General features: G+C 71.4%; 19 protein-coding genes and 1 pseudogene. 9 read left to right on the top strand and 11 right to left on the bottom strand.

Annotated elements, in window-relative coordinates; translation table 11 throughout:
* Nucleotides 1–35: 35 nt before the first annotated feature.
* Nucleotides 36–1,151 (top strand): GAF domain-containing sensor histidine kinase, encoded by a 1,116-nt coding sequence (locus JIG36_RS22745; RefSeq protein ID WP_203378392.1) that lies wholly within the window; start codon nt 36–38, stop codon nt 1,149–1,151.
* Nucleotides 1,144–1,776 carry a response regulator gene (locus JIG36_RS22740; protein WP_307872862.1) on the top strand — a complete coding sequence of 211 codons (633 nt, stop codon included), beginning with the start codon at nt 1,144–1,146 and terminating at the stop codon, nt 1,774–1,776. The genes JIG36_RS22745 and JIG36_RS22740 overlap by 8 nt, the downstream gene beginning before the upstream one ends.
* On the opposite strand, the gene JIG36_RS22735 is transcribed toward JIG36_RS22740, so the two are convergent.
* Nucleotides 1,767–1,928 carry a Rossmann-fold NAD(P)-binding domain-containing protein gene (locus JIG36_RS22735; protein ID WP_203378391.1) on the bottom strand — a complete coding sequence of 54 codons (162 nt, stop codon included), beginning with the start codon at nt 1,926–1,928 and terminating at the stop codon, nt 1,767–1,769. The two genes, JIG36_RS22740 and JIG36_RS22735, sit on opposite strands and share 10 nt — an antisense overlap.
* 33 nt (nt 1,929–1,961) lie before the next feature.
* Between JIG36_RS22735 and JIG36_RS22730 the strand changes: the two are divergent.
* The 4 genes and pseudogenes from JIG36_RS22730 to JIG36_RS22715 all read left to right on the top strand — a co-directional run.
* Nucleotides 1,962–2,243 (top strand): annotated as a pseudogene (locus JIG36_RS22730) (MmyB family transcriptional regulator); the annotation flags it as partial.
* 299 nt (nt 2,244–2,542) lie between these two features.
* A complete protein-coding gene (locus JIG36_RS22725) occupies nt 2,543–3,718 on the top strand; it encodes an MFS transporter (protein ID WP_307872861.1) in 1,176 nt (391 codons plus the stop codon).
* A 320-nt stretch (nt 3,719–4,038) separates the two neighbouring features.
* Complete coding sequence (locus tag JIG36_RS22720; protein ID WP_203378390.1) at nt 4,039–4,548, top strand: SigE family RNA polymerase sigma factor; 510 nt, start codon at nt 4,039–4,041, stop codon at nt 4,546–4,548.
* Complete coding sequence (locus tag JIG36_RS22715; RefSeq protein ID WP_203378389.1) at nt 4,545–5,282, top strand: hypothetical protein; 738 nt, start codon at nt 4,545–4,547, stop codon at nt 5,280–5,282. The genes JIG36_RS22720 and JIG36_RS22715 overlap by 4 nt, the downstream gene beginning before the upstream one ends.
* Here the strand turns inward: JIG36_RS22715 and JIG36_RS54125 are convergent.
* The 3 genes from JIG36_RS54125 to JIG36_RS22705 form a co-directional block, all read right to left on the bottom strand.
* Nucleotides 5,272–5,652, bottom strand: coding sequence for a hypothetical protein (locus JIG36_RS54125; protein ID WP_236048191.1), 381 nt, complete (start codon nt 5,650–5,652; stop codon nt 5,272–5,274). The two genes, JIG36_RS22715 and JIG36_RS54125, sit on opposite strands and share 11 nt — an antisense overlap.
* Nucleotides 5,535–5,927, bottom strand: coding sequence for a class I SAM-dependent methyltransferase (locus JIG36_RS54120; protein WP_236048129.1), 393 nt, complete (start codon nt 5,925–5,927; stop codon nt 5,535–5,537). The genes JIG36_RS54125 and JIG36_RS54120 overlap by 118 nt, the downstream gene beginning before the upstream one ends.
* A gap of 163 nt (nt 5,928–6,090) precedes the next feature.
* Complete coding sequence (locus JIG36_RS22705; RefSeq protein ID WP_203378388.1) at nt 6,091–6,525, bottom strand: hypothetical protein; 435 nt, start codon at nt 6,523–6,525, stop codon at nt 6,091–6,093.
* Nucleotides 6,526–6,903: 378 nt separating this feature from the next.
* On the opposite strand from JIG36_RS22705, the gene JIG36_RS22700 reads away from it, so the two are divergent.
* Nucleotides 6,904–9,558 (top strand): transglycosylase domain-containing protein, encoded by a 2,655-nt coding sequence (locus tag JIG36_RS22700; protein ID WP_236048092.1) that lies wholly within the window; start codon nt 6,904–6,906, stop codon nt 9,556–9,558.
* Between the two features lie 27 nt (nt 9,559–9,585).
* Nucleotides 9,586–10,002: a CPCC family cysteine-rich protein gene (locus JIG36_RS22695; RefSeq protein ID WP_203378386.1), complete on the top strand. Its 417-nt coding sequence runs from the start codon at nt 9,586–9,588 to the stop codon at nt 10,000–10,002.
* 21 nt (nt 10,003–10,023) lie between these two features.
* Here the strand turns inward: JIG36_RS22695 and JIG36_RS22690 are convergent, their stop codons facing one another.
* The 6 genes from JIG36_RS22690 to JIG36_RS22665 all read right to left on the bottom strand — a co-directional run bounded on the left by JIG36_RS22690 (nt 10,024) and on the right by JIG36_RS22665 (nt 16,875).
* On the bottom strand, nt 10,024–10,590 hold the full coding sequence (locus JIG36_RS22690) for a hypothetical protein (RefSeq protein ID WP_203378385.1): 567 nt from the start codon (nt 10,588–10,590) through the stop codon (nt 10,024–10,026).
* Nucleotides 10,591–10,924: 334 nt separating this feature from the next.
* Nucleotides 10,925–12,964, bottom strand: a complete 2,040-nt coding sequence (locus tag JIG36_RS22685; protein ID WP_203378384.1) for an MMPL family transporter — start codon at nt 12,962–12,964, stop codon at nt 10,925–10,927.
* 69 nt (nt 12,965–13,033) lie between these two features.
* Nucleotides 13,034–13,531 carry a hypothetical protein gene (locus JIG36_RS22680; RefSeq protein ID WP_203378383.1) on the bottom strand — a complete coding sequence of 166 codons (498 nt, stop codon included), beginning with the start codon at nt 13,529–13,531 and terminating at the stop codon, nt 13,034–13,036.
* Between the two features lie 42 nt (nt 13,532–13,573).
* The gene (locus tag JIG36_RS22675) at nt 13,574–15,079 is read right to left on the bottom strand and encodes a TLP1 C-terminal extension domain-containing protein (RefSeq protein WP_203378382.1); all 1,506 of its coding nucleotides are present in this window, start codon (nt 15,077–15,079) and stop codon (nt 13,574–13,576) included.
* Nucleotides 15,076–16,191, bottom strand: coding sequence for an NAD(P)H-dependent flavin oxidoreductase (locus JIG36_RS22670; protein WP_203378381.1), 1,116 nt, complete (start codon nt 16,189–16,191; stop codon nt 15,076–15,078). The genes JIG36_RS22675 and JIG36_RS22670 overlap by 4 nt, the downstream gene beginning before the upstream one ends.
* A gap of 9 nt (nt 16,192–16,200) precedes the next feature.
* Nucleotides 16,201–16,875, bottom strand: a complete 675-nt coding sequence (locus tag JIG36_RS22665; RefSeq protein ID WP_307872860.1) for a DUF305 domain-containing protein — start codon at nt 16,873–16,875, stop codon at nt 16,201–16,203.
* A 149-nt stretch (nt 16,876–17,024) separates the two neighbouring features.
* Between JIG36_RS22665 and JIG36_RS22660 the strand changes: the two genes are divergently transcribed.
* Nucleotides 17,025–18,431 carry an LVIVD repeat-containing protein gene (locus JIG36_RS22660; protein ID WP_438870752.1) on the top strand — a complete coding sequence of 469 codons (1,407 nt, stop codon included), beginning with the start codon at nt 17,025–17,027 and terminating at the stop codon, nt 18,429–18,431.
* Between the two features lie 42 nt (nt 18,432–18,473).
* Here the strand turns inward: JIG36_RS22660 and JIG36_RS22655 are convergent, their stop codons facing one another.
* The gene (locus JIG36_RS22655; RefSeq protein ID WP_203378379.1) at nt 18,474–19,274 is read right to left on the bottom strand and encodes an alpha/beta fold hydrolase; all 801 of its coding nucleotides are present in this window, start codon (nt 19,272–19,274) and stop codon (nt 18,474–18,476) included.
* Nucleotides 19,275–19,276: the final 2 nt, after the last annotated feature.

The following is a 19,276-nucleotide window of genomic DNA, read 5'->3' as shown; positions in this document are numbered from 1 at the left end:
AGGTTTCCGGCCGCGGCCGAAGTTATCGTGGGCGCGTGGAACCTCTGCACACCGCGCGCCGGCTGTCGGCGGCCGTGCTGGCCGTCAGCAACCAGCTCACCGTGCCCGAGGTGCTGCAGACCATCGTCGACACCGCCCGCGAACTGGCCGAGGCCGAATACGCGGCGCTCGGCGTCCCCGACGACGGTGGCTCGTTCGCCCAGTTCCTCGTCTCCGGCGTGCCGGCCGAGCAGCAGGAGGCGATCGGCCCGCTCCCCCGCCAGCACGGCTTCCTCGCCGTGATGCTGCGCGAACCGCAGGCCCAGCGCCTCGACGACATCCGCGCCGACCCCCGGTTCGACTGGTGGCCGTCGGCCCACCCGGTGCTCGAGGCGTTCCTCGGGGTGCCCATCACCAGCGGCGACGAGATTCTGGGCGCGCTCTACCTGGCCAACAAGCCCGGCGGCTTCACCTCGGAGGACGAGGAGCTCGTACGGGTCCTGGCCGCGCACGCCGCGATCGCGCTGACCCACGCCCGTCTCTATGCCCGCAACCGCGAGCTGACCATCGCCGAGGAGCGGGCCCGCATCGCCCACGACCTGCACGACGCGGTCGCCCAGCGGCTGTTCGGGCTGCGGCTCACCGCCCAGGCGGCCGACCTGCTGGTCGACCGCGATCCGGCGGCGGCCCGGGCCCGGCTGGCCGAGGTTTCGACGCTGGCCCGCGAGGCGGCCGAGGAGCTGCACGCGGCCGTGCTCGAACTGCGGCCGGCCCGCCTCGAGGAGGACGGCCTGCCCGACGTGCTGCGCAAACAGGTGCAGATCCTCGACCGCGCGTCCGGTCCCGGCGGCCCCCGGCTGTCCTACGCCGAACAGGCGCCGGACGCGCTGACCCCGGCCCAGCAGACGGTGATGCTGCGCGTGGCCCAGGAGGCACTGCACAACGCCGTACGGCATGCCGCCGCCCGGACCATCGAGGTGCGGCTCGCCGGTTCCACCCTCGAGGTGGCCGACGACGGAATGGGCTTCGACGTCGACGCGACCCTGAAAGCGGGCCGCAGCCTCGGATTGCGCTCGATGCGGGAGCGGGCCTGCGCGGTCCGCGGCCGGGCCACGATCACGTCGTCGCCCGGTGGTGGCACGGTGGTGCGGCTGGAGGTGCCCGGTGTCTGAGATCCGCGTGCTGATCGTCGACGACCATCCCGCCGTACGCCGTGGGCTGCGGACTTTTCTGGAACTGGCCGGGGATCTGACCGTGACCGGGGAGGCGGCCGACGGCCCGACCGCGCTCGAACTGGCCGAGCAGACCGAGCCCGACGTGGTTCTGCTCGACATGGTGCTGCCCGGCATGGACGGCGTCGAGGTGCTGCACGAGCTGCGCCGCCGCGGACTGCCGGCCAAGGCGCTGGTGGTCACGAGCTTCACCGACCGGGCCCGCCTGGTGCCGGCCGTCCGCGCCGGGGCCCGCGGCTATCTCTCCAAGGACGTCGACCCCAACGCGCTGGTCGCCGCCGTCCGCTCGGTGCACGCCGGTCATCTGCTGCTGGAGCCGGAGGTGGCGGCCACGCTGCTCGGGGCGCCCTCAGACGTGCCCTCGCTGACCGCCCGCGAACGCGACGTGCTGGCCCTGATCGCCGAGGGCCGCTCGAACCGGGAGATCGCGCGGGCGCTGGTCGTGGCCGAGAAGACGGTGAAGACGCACGTGTCGAGCATCCTGATGAAGCTGGGCCTGGCCGACCGTACGCAGGCCGCCCTGCACGCCGTCCGCACCGGTCTGGTCCCCGACGATCACCAGTGATGCGCTGACCGCCCGTCGGTGAAAAAGCCCGCGGTCGGCCCGTACGGCCCCAGGGTCGCCAGCTCGACGGCGATCGCGGCCGCCTCCTCGACCGGCCGTCCCAGGCCCGCGCTGAGGTCGGTCGCGGTGAGTCCCGGGTCGGCCGCGTTCACCTTGAACCCCTCGTTCAGCAGTTCACCGGCCGTGCGCCCCGTCCTCGCCGTCCGGCCGCCGACACCGAGCGTTTCGAGCGGGCCCTGGTGAGCGACGTGCGGGCCGCGGCCGTCCGTTACCCCGACGATCCCTCGTTGCGGGCCCTGATCGTCTCGCTGCGGCGGGTGAGCCGGCGGTTCCGCACGATGTGGGCCGACGGCGTGGTCGCCGAACACCGCAACGGGCCCAAGACGTTCGGCTCGGCCACCTTCCGATGCGACACGTTCACGGTCGCGGGCGCCGACCTGCGGGTGGTCACGTACACCCCGGCCTGACCTCTGTGATCAGCCCGCGCCGCCGGGTCTCTCCTCGGCGGTGCGAGTGGTCACCTATACCCCCGTCTGATCTCTGTGATCAGCTCGCGCCGCCGGGTCTCTCCTCGGCGGTGCGAGTAGTCACCTTCACCCCGGCCTGACCTCTGTGATCAGCCCGCGCCGCCGGGTCTCTCCTCGGCGGCCGGCCGAACCGTGGCGTCCGCGGCGGTCGCTGTCCCGCCACCCACTCCGTGCAGCCACCACTCGAACGTGTCCGCACGCACCGAACTCCCCCGACGGGCGCGGGGTAGATTCCGCGGGTGTCGAACCCGCCGCCCGTACGGCCGATGTGGCCCCTCTACGCAGCCGGCTTCACCACCGCCTTCGGCGCCCACGGCATCGCCGCCAACCTCGGCGTATTCTCCGACGACGCGGTCACCTCGCTGCTGGTGCTGGGTGGTCTGCTCGCCCTCTACGACGGGGCCGAGGTGCTGCTCAAGCCCCTGTTCGGCACGCTCGCCGACCGAATCGGCGCCCGCCCGGTGCTGATCGGCGGCCTGGTCGCGTTCGCGGCCGCCTCCCTCGTCTACGTCGTCGCCGACAGCCCAGGCTGGCTCTGGGCCGCCCGCCTCGGCCAGGGCGCCGCCGCGTCCGCGTTCTCCCCGTCGGCGTCCGCGCTGGTGGCCCGGCTCAACCCGGCCGTCAAGCATGGGCGGGCGTTCGGCTCGTACGGCTTCTACAAGTCGATCGGCTACACCCTCGGCCCGTTGCTGGGTGGGGTGCTGGTGTGGGCCGGCGGCCTTCGTCTGCTGTTCATCGTGCTGGCGCTGCTGGGCGCGGCCGTCGCCGTCTGGGCCGGGCTCGCCGTCCCGGTCGTCCCGCCCCTGCCCAAGACCCGGCAGACCGTGCTCGACCTGGTCCGCCGTCTGGCCCACCCCGCCTTCCTCGGCCCGACCGGCGCCTTGGCCGCCGCGACCGCCGCGCTGTCGGTCGGGGTCGGCTTCCTGCCCGTCACCGGACGCCAAGCCGGTCTCGGCACTATCGCCACCGGCGCCGCCGTCTCCCTGCTGGCCGCCGCGGCGGCGGTCGTGCAGCCACGGGCGGGCCGCGCCCTCGACGACGGCCGCCTCTCCAGCCGCGCCGGGCTCACGGCCGGGTTGGCGGTCACGGCGGCCGGCCTGGCCGCGGCGATGCTCCCGGGGCTGGCGGGCGTGCTGATCGCGGCCGCTCTGATCGGCGCCGGCACCGGCCTGATCACCCCGCTGGGCTTCGCCGCCCTGGCCGCGAGCACTCCCCCCGAGCGTCTCGGGCAGACGATGGGTTCGGCCGAGCTGGGCCGCGAACTGGGCGACGCGGGCGGCCCCCTGCTGGTCGCCGGCATCGCCACCGTGGCCACGCTGACTTACGGTTTCGGGGCGCTGGCCCTGCTGCTGGCCGCGGGCGCTCTGCTGGCCGCCGTTCACTTCCGCGGCGGCGCCCGGGCCCGGGACGCGTGACACCCGCCTGCGGCTCACAGCAGCAAACCTCCCGCCGCGCCTCGTCCGAGCAAACCTCCCGCGACGCCCCGTCTCAGCGAACCTCCCGCGACGCCTCGTCCCAGCGAACCTCCCGCGACGCCCCGTCCCAGCAAACCTCCCGCGACGCCCCGTCCCAGCAAACCTCCCGCCGCGCCGCGTCCCAGCGACCTCCCGCAACGCCTCGTCCCAGCGAACCTCCCGCGACGCCTCGTCCCAGCGACCTCCCGCTGCGCCGCGTCCCAGCGAACCTTCGGGGCGGCTCGCGCGTCCAGATGGTATGACACGACGAAGGACGGCCCATGGCGCGCGGTGACACGGAGTTCTCGGAGTTCGCCGCCGCGGGCTTCCATCGGCTGCGCCGCGCGGCCTACCTGCTGACCGGCAACGCGCAGCACGCCGAGGACGCGGCCCAGGCGGCGCTGGTCAAGACGTATGCGGCGTGGCGCCGGGTGCGGCGGCAGGACCCGTACGCGTACGCCCGGAAGGTCATGGTCAATCACCTCAAGGACCAGTGGCGCCGGCCGCTGCGCGAGGACGCCCGGGACCAGCTGCCCGAACGCCCCTCACCGCAGGACCTCGCGGGCGATGTGACCGATCAGCGCTGGCTCCTGGACGCCCTGGCCCGGCTGGCCGACCGGGAACGCGCGGTCGTCGTGCTGCGGCACTTCTTCGACCTCAGTGAGAAGGACGTCGCGGCCGAGCTGGGTGTGGCCGTGGGCACCGTCAAGAGCCTGAACGCGCGGGCCCTGGCCAAACTGCGCGTGACCCTCGACTCCCCCGACTTCGCCGCTAACGGAGCCTGCTCATGACCGACCTCGACACTTTCCGCGCGGCGCTGCAGCAGCCCGACGAGGGCCGCCCGCCCGCGATCGCCGACATCATGCGGGCGGGCCGACGCCTGCGCCGCAAGCGCCGTTTCGGGTACGGTGCCGTTGTCGCTGCCGCCCTGGTCGCGGTCACCGCCGTCGCCTGGCCGACCACGGCGCCTCCCGCCACCGTCTGGCCGGCCGCCGCGGTCGACGCCGAGGGTTCCTGGGGCCAGCCCGTCGCCACCGGCCTCCGTTCCGGCAAGCACGAGATCGTGGTGACCGCGTTCCACAACGTCAATCAGGCCTACCCCGACATCACTTTCGGCGTACGGGCGTGCGCCGCCGACACCTCGGGAAAGCTCGGGCCGTGCCACAACCAGTTCGACGACGTGGCCCCCGACCGCAGTCCCGGTTTCCACGCCATCGGCCTGCCGTCCAACCTGGACTACGTCGACCTGCCCATGTACGGCTACTACGTCGGCCCCGCCACGACAATCACCGTCGACTCCCGGGGCCGTACGGTCACCGCCGACACCGCGGTCTGGAGCGAGGACCCGGAGGTGGTCCTGTTCTGGTTCGACTTCAAGGATGTCTATCTGAAGCCCGACAAGACCCACCCCAACTACAAGAAGCAGAAGGTGACCCCCGGCGAACTCCCCGACGTGGCCAACTGGTCCGCCTACGACGAGTCCGGCCGGAAGCTCCCGCTCGGCAAGCCGTTCGTCATCGGCTGACCCGGGCCAGGTGCACCACGACGTCGGCGGTCAGCTCAACGGTCTCGGGCACAACCCGCAGGATCGCGTCGTACAGCTGCTCCTGCTGCTCCACCGGCAGTTCGAGATAAGCGGAAATGGTGGAGAGGTGCCCGACGTAGTAGTCGGCACTCACCGCCCAGCGCCGCTCGATCACGGCCTGCCGGACATCGGTGAACCGTTCTGATTCCCGCAGTTCCGGGCCAGGCCACTGATCGGTCTGGCCCGGCAGCGTCACGTCGTCGCTCTCGAGAAACGGCGCCCGGACCGCCCGAACCGCCTCATCCACCGCCGGGTCAGCCAGATCGACCGGCCCGCCGAAGCAGGCGAACACCCCACCCGCCTCGAGCATCCCCCCAGCCGCGCCCATCGCCCTTCGGGCCGCGTCCAGTGCAACGATGCCGCCGCGTAGACCAGCCCGTACGTCTCCCCCACCGGCAGTTCCTCGAATGCGGCCCGAACCGTCCGGACGTCCTTCGGCACGTGCCGGCGCAGCTCGGCGAGCATGCCTTCGTCCGGTTCGGTCGCGGTGACCGCGATTCCTCGCCCCGCGAACAGCCGGGTCGCCTTACCGGTGCCGGCCCCGATCTCGAGCGCGTTCCCCACCGGCCGCTCCGCATAGGCCATGACCATGTCGAAGAGCTCATCGGGATACCCCGGCCGAAACCGCTCGTACGCCCCCGCCTGCGCCCCGAAACTCAGTGCCCGCCCCGTCACGCCAAGCATCCTGCCCGATCCGCGCAGCGAGTTCGCGCTGTTTACGCCGGCACGGTCGCCAGATCCTCGCGCTTCACGCCGGCACGGTCGCCAGGTCCTTGAGCAACAGCTCCCGATCCTCGTCATCTGCGATCGCCACGGCCAGCGCGCGTTCCTTGTTCTCCCGCGCCTTGTCCGTCTCACCCCTCACCCCGTACGCCCGGGCAAGCGCTTCAAACGCAAAGGCGAGATCCCAATCCGCGATGTCGTGCTCCCGGCAGATCGCCAGCCCCCTCAACGCGTGATGCAGCGCCGGTTCACCCCGCCCCAGAACCGCATAGACCCGCGAACACTGCCACTCCCCACGGCTGCGGTTGACCGCCTCCCCCACTTCACCCCAGTGATACCGCGAGGCGTGGGCCATGTGAATCATCCGGTCATCGTCCTCAACGGTCCGGTCGTCCCGCTCGAGCAGACCCCACACCCCGTTGAACAAATCCACGGCAAGCTGCCGCTCGTCGTCAGTCATGGCTGCCATGAGACCCCCGGCCGGTCCTCCGAAACAACACAGGCGCCCCGTCAGTGCCCATATTCGGGCCCGGTCACGAACAGTTAGCGGGTGATTGCGGGAAAACCGAGGGTTGCACAGGTTGGCGGTGAAAAGAACCACATAGGTCAGGTTGCACGAAATCGCGGCGCCATCCGTCTTGGTCTATGGCGCCGGCCGGCGCCCTCGCCGCCGCGAAAGGGAACCGTGCGCATGGCTTCGTCGCAAGGCAGACCCGCGTGGAGGTCGGAAGGCAGACCCGCGTGGAAGTCGATCGGCAGGGCCGCGTGGAAGAGGCCGATCGACTGGTTCCGGCGGTGGCCCCGGTGGTGCCGGTGGACGGCCGCGGCCGTCGCTGCGATGGAGCTGGCGCTGGGCGCGGTGGCCGTCGTCTACGTCGCGAGCGTCGACCTGCCGCCCGATCCGGCGCCGCCCCAGGCCTCGGTGCTCTATTACCGCGACGGCCGGACGGTGCTGGCCCGGGTCGGCCTGACCGATCGCACCGATGTGACGCTCGAGCAGATTCCGCCCGTGGTGCGGCAGGCTTTCCTGGCCGCCGAGGACCGCGGCTTCTACGACCACTTCGGCATGTCCGTGCGCGGGCTGGTGCGGGCGCTGTGGGCGAACGTCGTCACCGACTCGGGGCAGGGTGCGTCCACGATCACCCAGCAGTACGTGCGTAACGCCTACCTGACCCAGGAACGGACGGTCAGCCGCAAGACCCGGGAAGCCGTGCTCGCGCTCAAGGTCGAGCACCGGTACAGCAAGGACGAGATCCTCGAGCGCTATCTCAACACGATCTATTTCGGGCGGGGTGCGTACGGCATCGAGGCGGCCTCCCGCGCCTATTTCGGTACGGGGGTGGGCCAGCTCGACGCATACCGCGCCGCGGTGCTCGCCGCTCTGGTCAAGGACCCGACGCGCGGTGACCCCGCGGCCGACCCCAAGTGGGCCCGGGAACGGTGGGTGTGGGTCCTACGGGCCATGTCCGAGCAGGGCTGGCTGCCTGAGGGTGAGGCCGACCGGGCCCCGTACCCGAAAGTCGCCTCGGAATCGGTGACCGCGAGCGCCGTCGGCGGACCGGCCGGCCTGATCGCCGACCGGGTCGAGGACGAACTCGTGGCCGCGGGCATCAGCCGGCAGCAGATCCGCACCGGCGGGCTGCGGGTGACGACCACGATCGACGCCGGTATCCAGAAAGCGGCCACCAGCAGCATCGGAGCCGCCCTGCGCGGGCAGCCGAAGGAACTGCGCAGCGCCCTGGTGGCGGTCGGCCCCGGCGACGGCGGCGTCCGTGCCTACTACGGCGGCGACCGTGGCCGCGGATACTTCGACGACGCGCTCGCCGCCCGTCCGCCCGCCTCGACCTTCAAGCCGGTCGTGCTCGCCGCCGCCGAGGAACGCGACATCAGCTACCAGTCGCTCTACAACGGCACGTCGCCACGCTTGTTCTCCGATCGCGACGGCGCCCCGCTCTACAACCAGAAGAACCTGCAGTGCCCGGTGTGCCCGCTGAACATCGCGATGGTGTACTCGCTGAACACCCCGTTCTACGCGCTGGCCGAGCAGATCGGGCCGGACGCCGTGCGCGACCTCGCCCACCGCCTCGGTGTGCCCCGCCGCTACGGCGACCGCGAGACGCTGGTCGACGCCAAGGGCGAGCCGGAGCCCGGCCGCACCCGTTCCGACATCGCCCTCGGCCGCTATCCGGTCACCCCGGCCGATCTGACCAGCATGTACGCCACCCTGGCGGCGGGCGGACGGCGGGCCGAGCGGCACTTCGTCCGGTCGGTGTCCCGGGCCGACGGCGTCAAGCTCTACGAGCACGAGACGGAGACGCGCCAGGTGCTCTCCAGCGCGGTGGCGGCCGATGTCGGCGCCGTGCTGTCCGAGGTGGTGGATCACCACGGCCGGGTGCCGGGCGTTCCGGCCGCCGCGAAGACCGGTTCCCAGCAGTGGGGCAACACCGACGACTCGTCCGACGCCTGGACCGCCGGGTGGGCCACGGATCTGGCCGCGGTGGTCTGGGTCGGCCGCGAACTGCCCGGCCCGATCCGCGAGAAGGGCGGTAAGGCGGTCAACGGCGACGGCATGCCGTACCGGATCTGGCGGTCCTTCATGGCCGGCGCGATGCGGGGCCGGTCGGGCGAGGCGCTGCCCCCGCCACCCCGGGTCGGACGGCCGGGCAAAACTGATCTGGCGTCACTGGGCACCGACGTACCGCGGGGGAAGGCCCTTGTCTTTCCCGGGCCGCAGCGCGGCGACCTGGTCGACAAGTCGAAGGCGACCGGCTCGTGGGCGGAACGCGTCGAACGGCTGAACGGTGTGCTGGACAAGTACGCGGCGGACGCGCCCGATTTCTCGGTCGCGGTGGTGGACCGCCGCTCCGGCCGAAGCTACGACTACCGCGGCGACCGCCGGTTCGAGACGGCCAGCATCGTGAAGGCCGAGCTGCTGGCGGCGCTGCTGCTACGCGCCCAGGACGAGGGCCGCGAGCTCACCGAGGACGAACGTGCCCGCGTACGCAAGATGATCGTCGCCAGTGACAACGACGCCGCGGCCCGGGTCTACGACGACCTCGGCCGCGCGGACGGGTTGCGCCAGGCCGGCGACCGCCTGGGGCTGCGGGCCACCGACCCGGCCGGGCAGGTCGGGCTCAGCCACACCACCGCGAACGACCAGACCCGCCTGATCGGCGCCCTGACCGCCGCGCAGAGCCCGCTGAACCGCAAGTCCCGCGAGCTGATCCTGTCGCTGATGTCATCGGTCAACGCCGACCAGAACTGGGGAATCAGCGCCGCCTCCTTCTCAGGCGAACAGGTGGCGCTGAAGAACGGCTGGCTGTCCCGCTCGGCCGAGCAGGGCCGCTGGATCGTCAACAGCATCGGCCGCATCAGCGACGAGGACACCGACGTCTCGGTGGCGGTGCTGTCCCATGGCCACGCAAACCAGTCCGCCGGCGTCGAGGAGGTCGAACACATCGCCGCGCTGACCCGCAGCTACCTTGGCTGGTGAGACAGCTGCGTCGACGGGGATGAGGACATGGTGCACGACGCCTTTCAGCCGCGGATGCCACTCGTGATCGTCTACCCGTGCGTGTGCTGCGGCCATCAGACCATCGGCGAGCCGCCCGGCTCGTACGAAATCTGTCCGGTCTGTTTCTGGGAGGACGACGCCCTGCAGCTGCGGTGGCCCGACTGGCCGGCCGGCGCCAACCGCGTGTCTCTGATCGAGGCCCAGCGCAACTACGCGAGCTTCGGCGCCTGTGACGAGCACGGTCTGCGGTTCGTGCGGCCCGCCGAGGACAGTGAGGCCGTCATCCCGGGCTGGCGTCCCATCTCACCAGGCCGCGACCGCTTCGAGCCGCGCGGCGTGCAGCTGCGGCCGTGGCCGGAGGATCGGACCGTTCTCTATTGGTGGCGCACCCGGTCGGTGACGTGGTTCGAGCCTCGGCCGTGACCGGAGCCGGCCGGCGGAGGGTCAGCTTCGCGTGAGGGGCAGGTCGACGACGCGGCAGCGGTCGGCCAGGGGGAAGCGGGCCAGCACGCCGGCGGTCAGGTCGCGGATGCGGGCGGCCGACGGGCCGTACAGGTAAAGGGCCGTCTCGGTGGGTCCCTGCCAGTAGGACTGCATGTCGCCCTCGGCGGCGAGGCTTTCGAGCAGGGCCGTGATCAGCTCGTTGATGTCGCTGGTGCGGTAGACCTCGTCGGGCAGGTCGGTGCCGTTCAGATAAATGGCCACGCCCTCGGTGACGCCGAACGGGACCGGCTCGCCCTCGTCGACGGCCGCGGTCGAGCCCTTCGGGGCGCCGGCTGCCTCGAGCGTCGCTACGGCCAGCGCGAGCACCTCCTCGGGGTCGCCCTCGACGTCCAGATCGATGTCGCAGTACGCCGGTTCGCGCTCGGCGGTGAGCATCGTGCCCCCGCCGGTCACCTCGACGCCGGTGAACTTGGCGGACAGCGCCTCGTCGAGCGGGTCCTCGTAGCGGTCGCCCCGGTCGAACGGTCGCAGGCGGGCGTTCAGCGTGATGAACAGTCGCATCGGCACCGGCAGATTCTATGGTGGTCGGCGTGGAATCTCGCGAGATCGTCCGGGAACTGCTCGGTGAACTGTGCGTCAAGCTCGGGTTCTGCCTGCCGCCGACGAAGGACGCCCGCTGGGCGGCCCTGCTTCCCACCGCCCGCGGCTGATGGCGTCCCCGTCCCTGCGCGGCGCCGACGATGGCGGCCGGCCCTGGCTCATGGGCAGTTGGAGCGAGGTTGTCGACCGGCCCGACATGGTTGACGCGGCCATCGACCGGAAAGACGATTACGCGGGCGGCGCGAGCTTCCCCGGTGGCTACGCCGACGGTTCTCGGGGCCGCGTCGTCGCCGGTGCCGCGCTATCCCATGAGCGCGGCCTCCCGCCGGTCCGTGCGCCGGCCCGGAAGCCACCAGTTCCAGCGGCCCAGCAGCGTCATCGTGGCCGGCACCAGAACCATCCGGATGACGGTGGCGTCGATCAGCACCGCCGTCGCCATGCCCAGGCCGATCATCTTGACCGTTACGTCGGGGTCGAGCGCGAACCCGGTGAACACCGCCACCATGATGGCCGCCGCGCTGGTGATGACGCGGCCGCTCGCCGACAGGCCCCGGATCACGCTTCCCTGGGCGTCGCGCGTGCGCAGCCAGTCCTCGCGGACCCGGGACAGCAGGAACACCTCGTAATCCATCGACAGTCCGAACAGGACGGTGAACAGCAGCACCGGCACCCAGCTGGACACGGCGACCGCGTGCGGCAGGCCGACCAGTCGCGCGGTCGTGTCGTTCTGGAAGATCACGGTCAGGACGCCGTACGCGGCCCCGACCGACAGCAGATTCATGGCGGCCGCCTTGACCGCGACCACGGGCGCGCGGAACAGCACGGTCAGCAGCCCCAGCGACAGGGCCACCACGAACGCGACCACGATCCACAAGCGCTCGGCCAGCCGGTCGGAGATGTCCGCGAACACCGCCACCAGACCGGTCACCAGAACCCCGTCGGGCAGCACGTCCGACCGTAGGCGGTGCAGCAGCTCGCTGGTCGCCTCGTCCTGCGGCCCGGTCGACGGCTCGACCACGACGACGGCGGCGTTGCCCTCGACCACCGGCTGGGTGACCGTGGCCACACCCGGTTCGGCCCGCACGGCCGCTGTCAACGTCCCCAGATCGGGCACCTTGGCCCGGTCGACGGCCAGCACCAGCGGCCCGTTGGCGCCCGGGCCAAATTCCGAGGCGACCAGGTCGTACGCCGTACGGGTGGTGTTGGACTCGGGTTGGCTTCCCGCGTCCTGCGGCCAGGTGCGCATGCCCAGCATCGGCGCCGCCAGCACGGCCAGCACCAGAAGCGCCCCGACAGTGGCGAGCACCGGCCGGCGGCCGACCCGGGTGGCCCAGCGCGCGGTCAGGGTCGGCCCCACCTGCTGCCGCACCTTCAGGCGCGGCCCGGCCAGCGCGCACAACGCCGGCACCAGGGTGAGCGCGGCCGCCATCACGCAGGTGACCGCGAAGAACGTGGCGTACCCGAAGGACGAGTAGACCGGCAGCGTCGAAAGCTTCAACCCGAACAACGAGACCAGCACGGTCAGCCCGGCGACCACGACCGACTTCCCGGCCGTCGCGTTGGCGTGGGCGGCGGCCTCGAGCGGCGACAGACCCGCCCGCAGCCCCTCGACGTGCCGGGCGACGAGCAGCAGCGCGTAATCGATACCGACGCCCAGGCCCACCATCGTGGCGACGGTGGGGGCGATCCCGCTGACGTCGGTCACCCGCGCCAGCAGGGTGACACAGGCCGAGCTGGCCGCGAGACCGGCGATGGCCACCCCGATCGGCAGGCCGGCCGCGACCACCGAACGCAGCGCGAACCCGAGGATGAGCAGGGCCGCGACGATGCCGACCATCTCGGCGGTGCCGCTGGGCGCCTGCACGTTCTCGGGGACCTGCCCGCCCAGTTCGACCTGCAACCCCTGCTGGACAAGAGGTTCGACGGCCGCTTCGAGCGCGTCCACGCCCTCGGTGCCGTGGAAGTCGGTGACCGGCACGTTGTACTGCACGCCGATCAGGGCCGTGTCACCGTCGGCCGACATACGCGGCGGCGCGACGACCGCGGCGCCCGGAACCTGGGACAGGCGCGTCTGCAGGGTTTCCAGGGCCGCCCGGTCGATCGGGGTGTCCGAGTGCACGACGACGCGGGCGTCGGTGCCGGACATCTGCGGCATGTGCTCGCGCAGGAACTCGGTGCCGGCCTGCGACTGGGTGCCGGGCACGTTGTAGTCGTCCTGCGGCGTGCCGCCGTACGCCACGGACAGCCCGGTGAGGGCGGCGAGCACGAGCAGCCAGGCGCCGATCGTGCGCCAGGGGTGGGCGGCGGCCGAGCTTCCGAGCCGGCCGAGCAAGCGGGACATGCTGTTTCTCCTCCGTCAAGGGACGGAGAGACTGTCGCGGCTCCCGCTTGCAATCGGCTTGCGAGCCGTTTAAAGCCCGCTGCCCGGGCCGGCCCCGGCCCCGCTGCCGGGGCCGGCATCGACCCGCCGCGCGCGCAGGTCGCGACGGGTGCCGGGCAGCAGCAGAAGCGGCACCGCCCCAGCCGCCCCGGTCAGCACGAGGAACGTGCCGGCGTCGGCCAGCGGGAAGATCGGCGCGGGCGCGGTGGCGGTGGCCGTCATCTCCACCGCGTATCGCGACTCGACCTGCCCGAGGCCGTCGAGCAGGTCGGAGAGCCAGAACGCGGCCGGCACGAGCAGGACCGAGCCGGCCACGAGCAGCGTGCCCACCCACGCGGCCGGGCCGCCCCGGAACATCCGGATCGTCAGCACGACCAGCCCACCGGCCAGGAAGAGAAAGAAGTATCCGCTGGAGGTCACGCCGGCGTCGTAGGGATAGGGGACGCCCAGCAACGTCACGCCGAGCAGGGCCAGCCCGAGCGCGAGCATGGCGAGCGGCACGAGCAGAACCCGGAGAACGGCGGTCACCGCCCGGAGCGTACCGGCCGGACCGCCTCGCAGTGAATCAACTCAGGCGATCACGTTGCCGTCGGCGGTGGAGCGTACGGTCACCCGTTCGCCGATCGGCTCGCCGTCGGTCAGCAGGTCGAGGATCGCGTTGGCGCGCGCCACGAAGGGCCGCCCGTCGTCGAGCCGGCCGAGCACGATCCCCTCCCGCTCGCCGCCGCGCAGATGCTTGATGGTGTACGTCTCGATGACCGCCCCGCCGTCGGCCGTGCTCGCCTCGGGGGCGGCCGGGACCGCGTCCAGATCGGCCTGGATCTGCTCGCTGCGGGACGGCCGGAACTCGTACGGAACCGTGGTGTAGACGCCCGTGGAGTGCTTGCTCATGATGCCCCCGTTGGCCCCGACGAAGCCGTAGCTCCCGGGCGCCGACCGCACCCGCCCGACCACCGAGGCGATGGCGTGCATCGAATAGTTGTTGCCGGGCCCGCCGAAGAAGGGCAACCCGCCGGTCACGGTCAGCCCGCGCGGATCGTCCGTCGCCAGCCCGAGCGCCTCGGCGACGAGGAACACCGGTGCGGCGTAACAACTGTAGAGGTCGAGTGTGGACAGCTCAGCGGCGTCGATCCCGGCTACTTCGAGCGCGTGCTGCGCGGCCTTCGCGGCGGCCGGCGAGGCACCGTAGTCGGCCCGCTCGGTCAGGTTCCGCTCGCGCAGATCGGCGTGCCCGGCCAGATGAACCCACTTCTCTTGCGGTACGGCGTACTTCCGCGCCGCCTCGGCCGACATCAGCAGCACGGCCGCACCCTGGTTCACCTTGTCGCGTGCGACCACATAACGCGTGTAGGGGTCGGCGATGGGCCGGTTCGCTTCGGTCGGCGTCATCAGCGTCGCCGCATCGCGGAAAACCGGGGCGGCCGCGTGCGGATTCGCCGCCGCCACCGCCGTGAACGGTTCGAAGAGCTGCCCGATGGCCGACGAGTACTCGGATCGCGACATCTTCAACCGGGCCCGCCGGGCGTTGTCGATGAGCGCGTACTGCGACGGGGTGTCGGAGAGGCCGTGCGCCACGTGGTGCATCGAGATGATGCCGTCGAGGCCGTGCCCGCGCGCTTCCAGGCGGCCGCCGGGGCTCTCGCTGAAGTCGGGCTTGTCGTCGCGCGTGGCGTAGTAGCCGACGGTCGAGATGGCCTCGGATCCGAACAGCAGCACCACTTCGGCGTCGCCGGCCGCGATGGTGGCGGCGAACTCGTTCACCAGATGCTGCGGCGCCTGACCGCCACCGACCTCGAGCACGGCCCGCCGGGGTTCGGCCCCGAGGCGGGCCGCCACCGAGCGCGGGAAATTGTCGGAGGCGCCGAGCAGTGGCGTGGCCCAGGGCAGCGAGATCTCGAACTGCGGCACACCGGCAACAGTGTCCACCGTGGACGCCTCGATTCCCGCGTCGCGGAACGCTTCCCGGGCCGCGTCGGCGGCGAGGTCGACCGGGGAGCGCCGCGCGTAACCCGGCTCGCCGATCCGCTCACTCACCTCACCGACGCCCACCACTACCGGCGTACGGGGAAAGCTCATGAAAGACGGCCCGCCAGCTCGCGCACGCGCTGCTCGCAGTCGGCCGCCATCTGCCGGGTGATCTCGCCGGCCGGGCGGATGTCGCGGAACGAACCGACCACCTGCCCGACGAAGAACGACTCCAGCTTGAGCGCGCCCTCGTGCCCGGCCTCGGCGGCGGCGTCGATCCGTTGCCACGCGTCGTCCACGAGCATCGGCTGCAAGGGAAGCGGCAACGGTTTCGGGCTGCCCGGCGCGTCCCACTCGTCGTGCCAGGCCGTTCGCAGCTGACGGGCGGGCTTCCCCGTACGCGTCGGGGAGCGCAACGTGTCGGCGCTGCTCGCGGCGAGAAACTTGTTCTTGATGGCCGCGACCGCCACGTCTTCCGCGCTGGAGAGCCAGACCGAGCCGCACCAGACCCCGGCCGCGCCCAGCGCCAGAGCGGCCGCCATCTGCCGGCCGTCCGCGATCCCGCCGGCCGCGAGCACCGGACGGTCGCCCGCGATGTCGACGATCTCGGGCGTGAGCACCATGGTGGCGATCGTGCCGGTGTGGCCGCCGGCCTCGGTGCCCTGCGCGACCAGCACGTCGACGCCGGCCGCGATCTGCCGTTCGGCGTGCCGGGCCTGCCCGACCAGGGCCGCCGTGACGACACCCTGGGCCTTGGCGCGGGCCACGAGCTCGGGCGGCGGGGCGCCGAGCGCGCTGGCGATGAGCGAGATGCGGTGCTTGAACGCGACGTCGAGCAGGGCGACCGCGCCCGGCGTGGTCAGCGAGGCGGCGACGTGCTGGTGGTCGACGGTGGGCGCGGGCGGGATGCCGTACTTCTCGAGCAGGCCGCGCACGAACTGCAGATGCTCCTCGGGGATCTGGGCGCGCATGCTCGCGACCAGGTCGGCCGGGTCACCGGGCACGAACTTCTCGGGCACGAGCAGATCGACGCCGTACGGCTTCCCGCCGGTCTGTTCCTCGATCCAGGTGAGCTGGGCGTCGAGTTCCTCGGCGCCGTAGACGGAGGCGGCGAGCACGCCGAACCCGCCCGCGTTGGTGACCGCGGCGACGACGGCCGGCGATCGGTTGAATCCGACGATGGGGTGCTCGACGCCGAGCAGTTCGGTCAGAGCCGTACGCATGCCGACACGTTACCCGGCAGTCACTTGCGCCAGGCGCCGGATCTCGCTGCCCTGTTCGACCGCCATCTCGTTGGCGACCTCGCGCAGTTTCTCGTCCTCCCCGCCCTTGATCACATCGCCCGCCATCTGCAGGGCGCCGGTGTGGTGGGCGGTCATCATGGTGGCGAACCGGGTGTCGAACGCGGCCCCCTTGGCCGCGGCCAGGGCGCCCATGTCGGCCTCGGACTGCATGCCCGGCATCGTGCTGTGGTCGTGACCCGGGTCGTTCTCGGGCAGCCCCCGGTCCTTCAGCCACGCCTTCAAGAAGTTGATCTCGAACGGCTGGGCGGCCGCGATCCGGTCGGCCAGGCCCTTCAGCCGGGTGTTGGCGGCCCGCCCGGGAGCGAGATTCGCCATCGCGATCGCCTGCTCGTGGTGCACGATCATCATCTGGACGAACGCGGTGTCGATGCCGTTGTAGGTCGACCCGTCGGGCGCCTTGACCTGGCTGGAGTCGGTCACCACGGCCTCGTCGCCGGGCCCGCCCGGCAGCACCACCCGTTGCGGCGGGGTCGCGCTGACGCTCGGACGGGGCGCCGCCGCGGACTCGTCGGAGCCCATCCGGGCCGCGACCGCCACCGTCACGGCACCCGCGACCACGACCGCCGCTGCGACGAGCGTCGATGTCCTTACCCGGCCCAACACGCCTCCCGTATAGATCAACCGAGATGTTCCCGGAACGGGTTCCGGCCACTACTGTAGCGACAACGGTGAATACGCATCGTGCGCGACACCTCGCCGCTGTTGCATCAAACGGAGGGAGCCCTATGAAGCACCTTGCCCCACGAGGGCGGATGCTCAAGCGCCTGGCCGCCATCAGCTCGGTTGCCCTGGTCCTCAGCTTGCTGACGGCCCCGGGCAGCAGTGCGGCCAAGGCGCCCGCTGATCCGGGCACGATACCGGGCGTCGACGAGATCGTCAGCAGCCCGAATCTCAAGCAGGTCGCCCACCTGGACAAATCGGGTGTCCTGCCCGGCACCAACACCGACTGGGCCTTCCAGGGACGCTACGCGTACGGCGGAAACTACGACGGCTTCTACGTCTACGACGTCAAGAACCCGAAGGCGCCCACGGTCGCCGCGCAGGTGCTCTGCCCGGGCTCGCAGAACGACATCTCCATCACCGGGAACCTGCTGTTCCTGGGCACCGACTCGCAGCGGACCAACGACACCTGCGACAACGTGGCCTCGACGACCGCGGCCCCCGGCGACCGCTGGGAAGGCATCAAGATCTTCGACATCAGCGACCCGCTGACGCCGAAGTATCTGAAGTCGGTCAAGACCGACTGCGGCTCGCACACGCAGACCCTGGTCCCCGGCAAGCGTGGCGACAAGAACGTGTACCTCTACGTCTCGTCGTACAACCTGGCCGGCTCCGACCAGCCCAACTGCGCCCTGCCGCACGACAAGATCTCGATCGTCAAGGTGCCGCTGCGCAACCCCACGGCGGCCGCTGTGGTCGCCACCCCGGTCGTCTTCCCCGACGGCGGCTTCCCCGGCGCCCCGCAGAAGACCGCCACGACGGGCTGCCACGACATCACCGTCTACGCCGAGAAGGACCTGGCGGCGGGCGCCTGCATGGGCGACGGCGTGCTGTTCGACATCAGGGACCGCACGGCACCCAAGGTACTGACCACGGTCCGCGACGAGGTCAACTTCGCCTTCTGGCACTCGGCCACGTTCAACAACAACGGCACCAAGGTCGTCTTCACCGACGAGCTCGGCGGCGGCGGCGCGGCCACCTGCAACGAGGCGATCGGCCCGAACCGCGGCGCCGACGCCATCTACGACATCGTCAGCAAGCGGGGCGTGAAGAAGCTGGAGTTCCGCAGCTACTACAAGATCCCGCGCTACAACGCCGACACCGAGGTCTGCGTGGCCCACAACGGCTCGCTGATCCCGGTTCCCGGCCGCGACATCATGGTGCAGGCGTGGTACCTCGGCGGCATCTCGGTGTGGGACTTCACCGACAGCCGCCGGCCCAAGGAGATCGCCTTCTGGGAGCGGGGCCCGCTGTCGACGACCCAGCTCACGGGCGGCGGCTCCTGGTCGGCGTACTGGTACAACGGCTTCATCTACTCGAACGACATCACCAAGGGCGTCGACGTGCTGGAGTTGAAGGACGTCCGCACGGCGATCGCCAAGTTCTTCCGGGCGGACACGTTCAACGCCCAGACCCAGGACAACTTCCTGAGGTGGTAACGAACTGACCCGGTGCCCGCTTCGGTCGAGGCGGGCACCGGGTCAGACTGCGGCGTGACGCAGCCGGCTCACCAGCGCGCCGAGCCGATCGGGGCCCTCCAGGTGCGCCAGGTGCGCCTGCCCAGCCAGCTCATGAACGACCGCGCGCGGAGTGTGGCGGGCCACGTCGTCGAACGTGGTGCCGTAAGGCGCCCGACCGCGGTTGCGCTCACCCACGATCAGGTCGATCCGGGCAGCTTGCCGGGCAAACTCGTCCGGTTGCGGAGCGTCATTGACCGACCGGGTCTCGTGATAGATCGGCGAGCTGAGCCCGCGGAGGCCGGCCCAGAGCGTGGCGTCGGATCGCAACGACTCGATGACCGGGCCGGGCATACCGGTGACCTGCCCGAGCGCGACCTCGACACTGCGATCGAGGTCGCCGGCCTCATAGGCACCCTTGAGGTCCGGGAGGGCCGCCGCGCCGAAGGGAGCCATGATCGGCTCGTAGGCGATGAGGTGCGCCACCGGGATCGCGGTCGCGAGATGCAACGCGATGAGGCCGCCGTAGCTCCAGCCGAAGAGTGTGCGCACGTCGGAGAACTGACGCAGCACCGTCTCGGCGTCGAGCACCTCGGTCTGAACGTCGTACGCATCCGTCAGCGGGCCGGAGGGATGCCGCCCGCGCCGGTTGACGACGGCCACGGTTCGCCAGCCCCGCAGGTGCCGCGCCACCTCGGACCAGGCCGCGGAGTCGGACATCACGCCCGGGATCACGACGATCGCGGGCCCGTCCGGATCCCCGTAGACGTCGACGACCACCGAGCTGCCCTCGACGGCCACTCTATTCTGAATCATTCGCTCCATAA

This window comes from Paractinoplanes ovalisporus (assembly GCF_016834655.1).
In the GTDB taxonomy this organism is placed as follows: domain Bacteria; phylum Actinomycetota; class Actinomycetes; order Mycobacteriales; family Micromonosporaceae; genus Actinoplanes; species Actinoplanes ovalisporus.
The sequence above is the reverse complement of the archived record's forward strand: the minus strand, read 5'-3'. Positions and strand labels throughout refer to the sequence as shown.

Coding starts and splice junctions, on each gene's coding strand:
- JIG36_RS22720 (WP_203378390.1), top strand. CDS start 4,039: ATGGCGCGCGGTGACACGGAGTTCTCGGAGTTCGCCGCCGCGGGCTTC.
- JIG36_RS22715 (WP_203378389.1), top strand. CDS start 4,545: ATGACCGACCTCGACACTTTCCGCGCGGCGCTGCAGCAGCCCGACGAG.
- JIG36_RS54125 (WP_236048191.1), bottom strand. CDS start 5,652: ATGCTCGAGGCGGGTGGGGTGTTCGCCTGCTTCGGCGGGCCGGTCGAT.
- JIG36_RS54120 (WP_236048129.1), bottom strand. CDS start 5,927: ATGGCCTATGCGGAGCGGCCGGTGGGGAACGCGCTCGAGATCGGGGCC.
- JIG36_RS22705 (WP_203378388.1), bottom strand. CDS start 6,525: ATGACTGACGACGAGCGGCAGCTTGCCGTGGATTTGTTCAACGGGGTG.
- JIG36_RS22700 (WP_236048092.1), top strand. CDS start 6,904: ATGGAGCTGGCGCTGGGCGCGGTGGCCGTCGTCTACGTCGCGAGCGTC.
- JIG36_RS22695 (WP_203378386.1), top strand. CDS start 9,586: ATGGTGCACGACGCCTTTCAGCCGCGGATGCCACTCGTGATCGTCTAC.
- JIG36_RS22685 (WP_203378384.1), bottom strand. CDS start 12,964: ATGTCCCGCTTGCTCGGCCGGCTCGGAAGCTCGGCCGCCGCCCACCCC.
- JIG36_RS22675 (WP_203378382.1), bottom strand. CDS start 15,079: ATGAGCTTTCCCCGTACGCCGGTAGTGGTGGGCGTCGGTGAGGTGAGT.
- JIG36_RS22670 (WP_203378381.1), bottom strand. CDS start 16,191: ATGCGTACGGCTCTGACCGAACTGCTCGGCGTCGAGCACCCCATCGTC.
- JIG36_RS22660 (WP_438870752.1), top strand. CDS start 17,025: ATGCTCAAGCGCCTGGCCGCCATCAGCTCGGTTGCCCTGGTCCTCAGC.
- JIG36_RS22655 (WP_203378379.1), bottom strand. CDS start 19,274: ATGGAGCGAATGATTCAGAATAGAGTGGCCGTCGAGGGCAGCTCGGTG.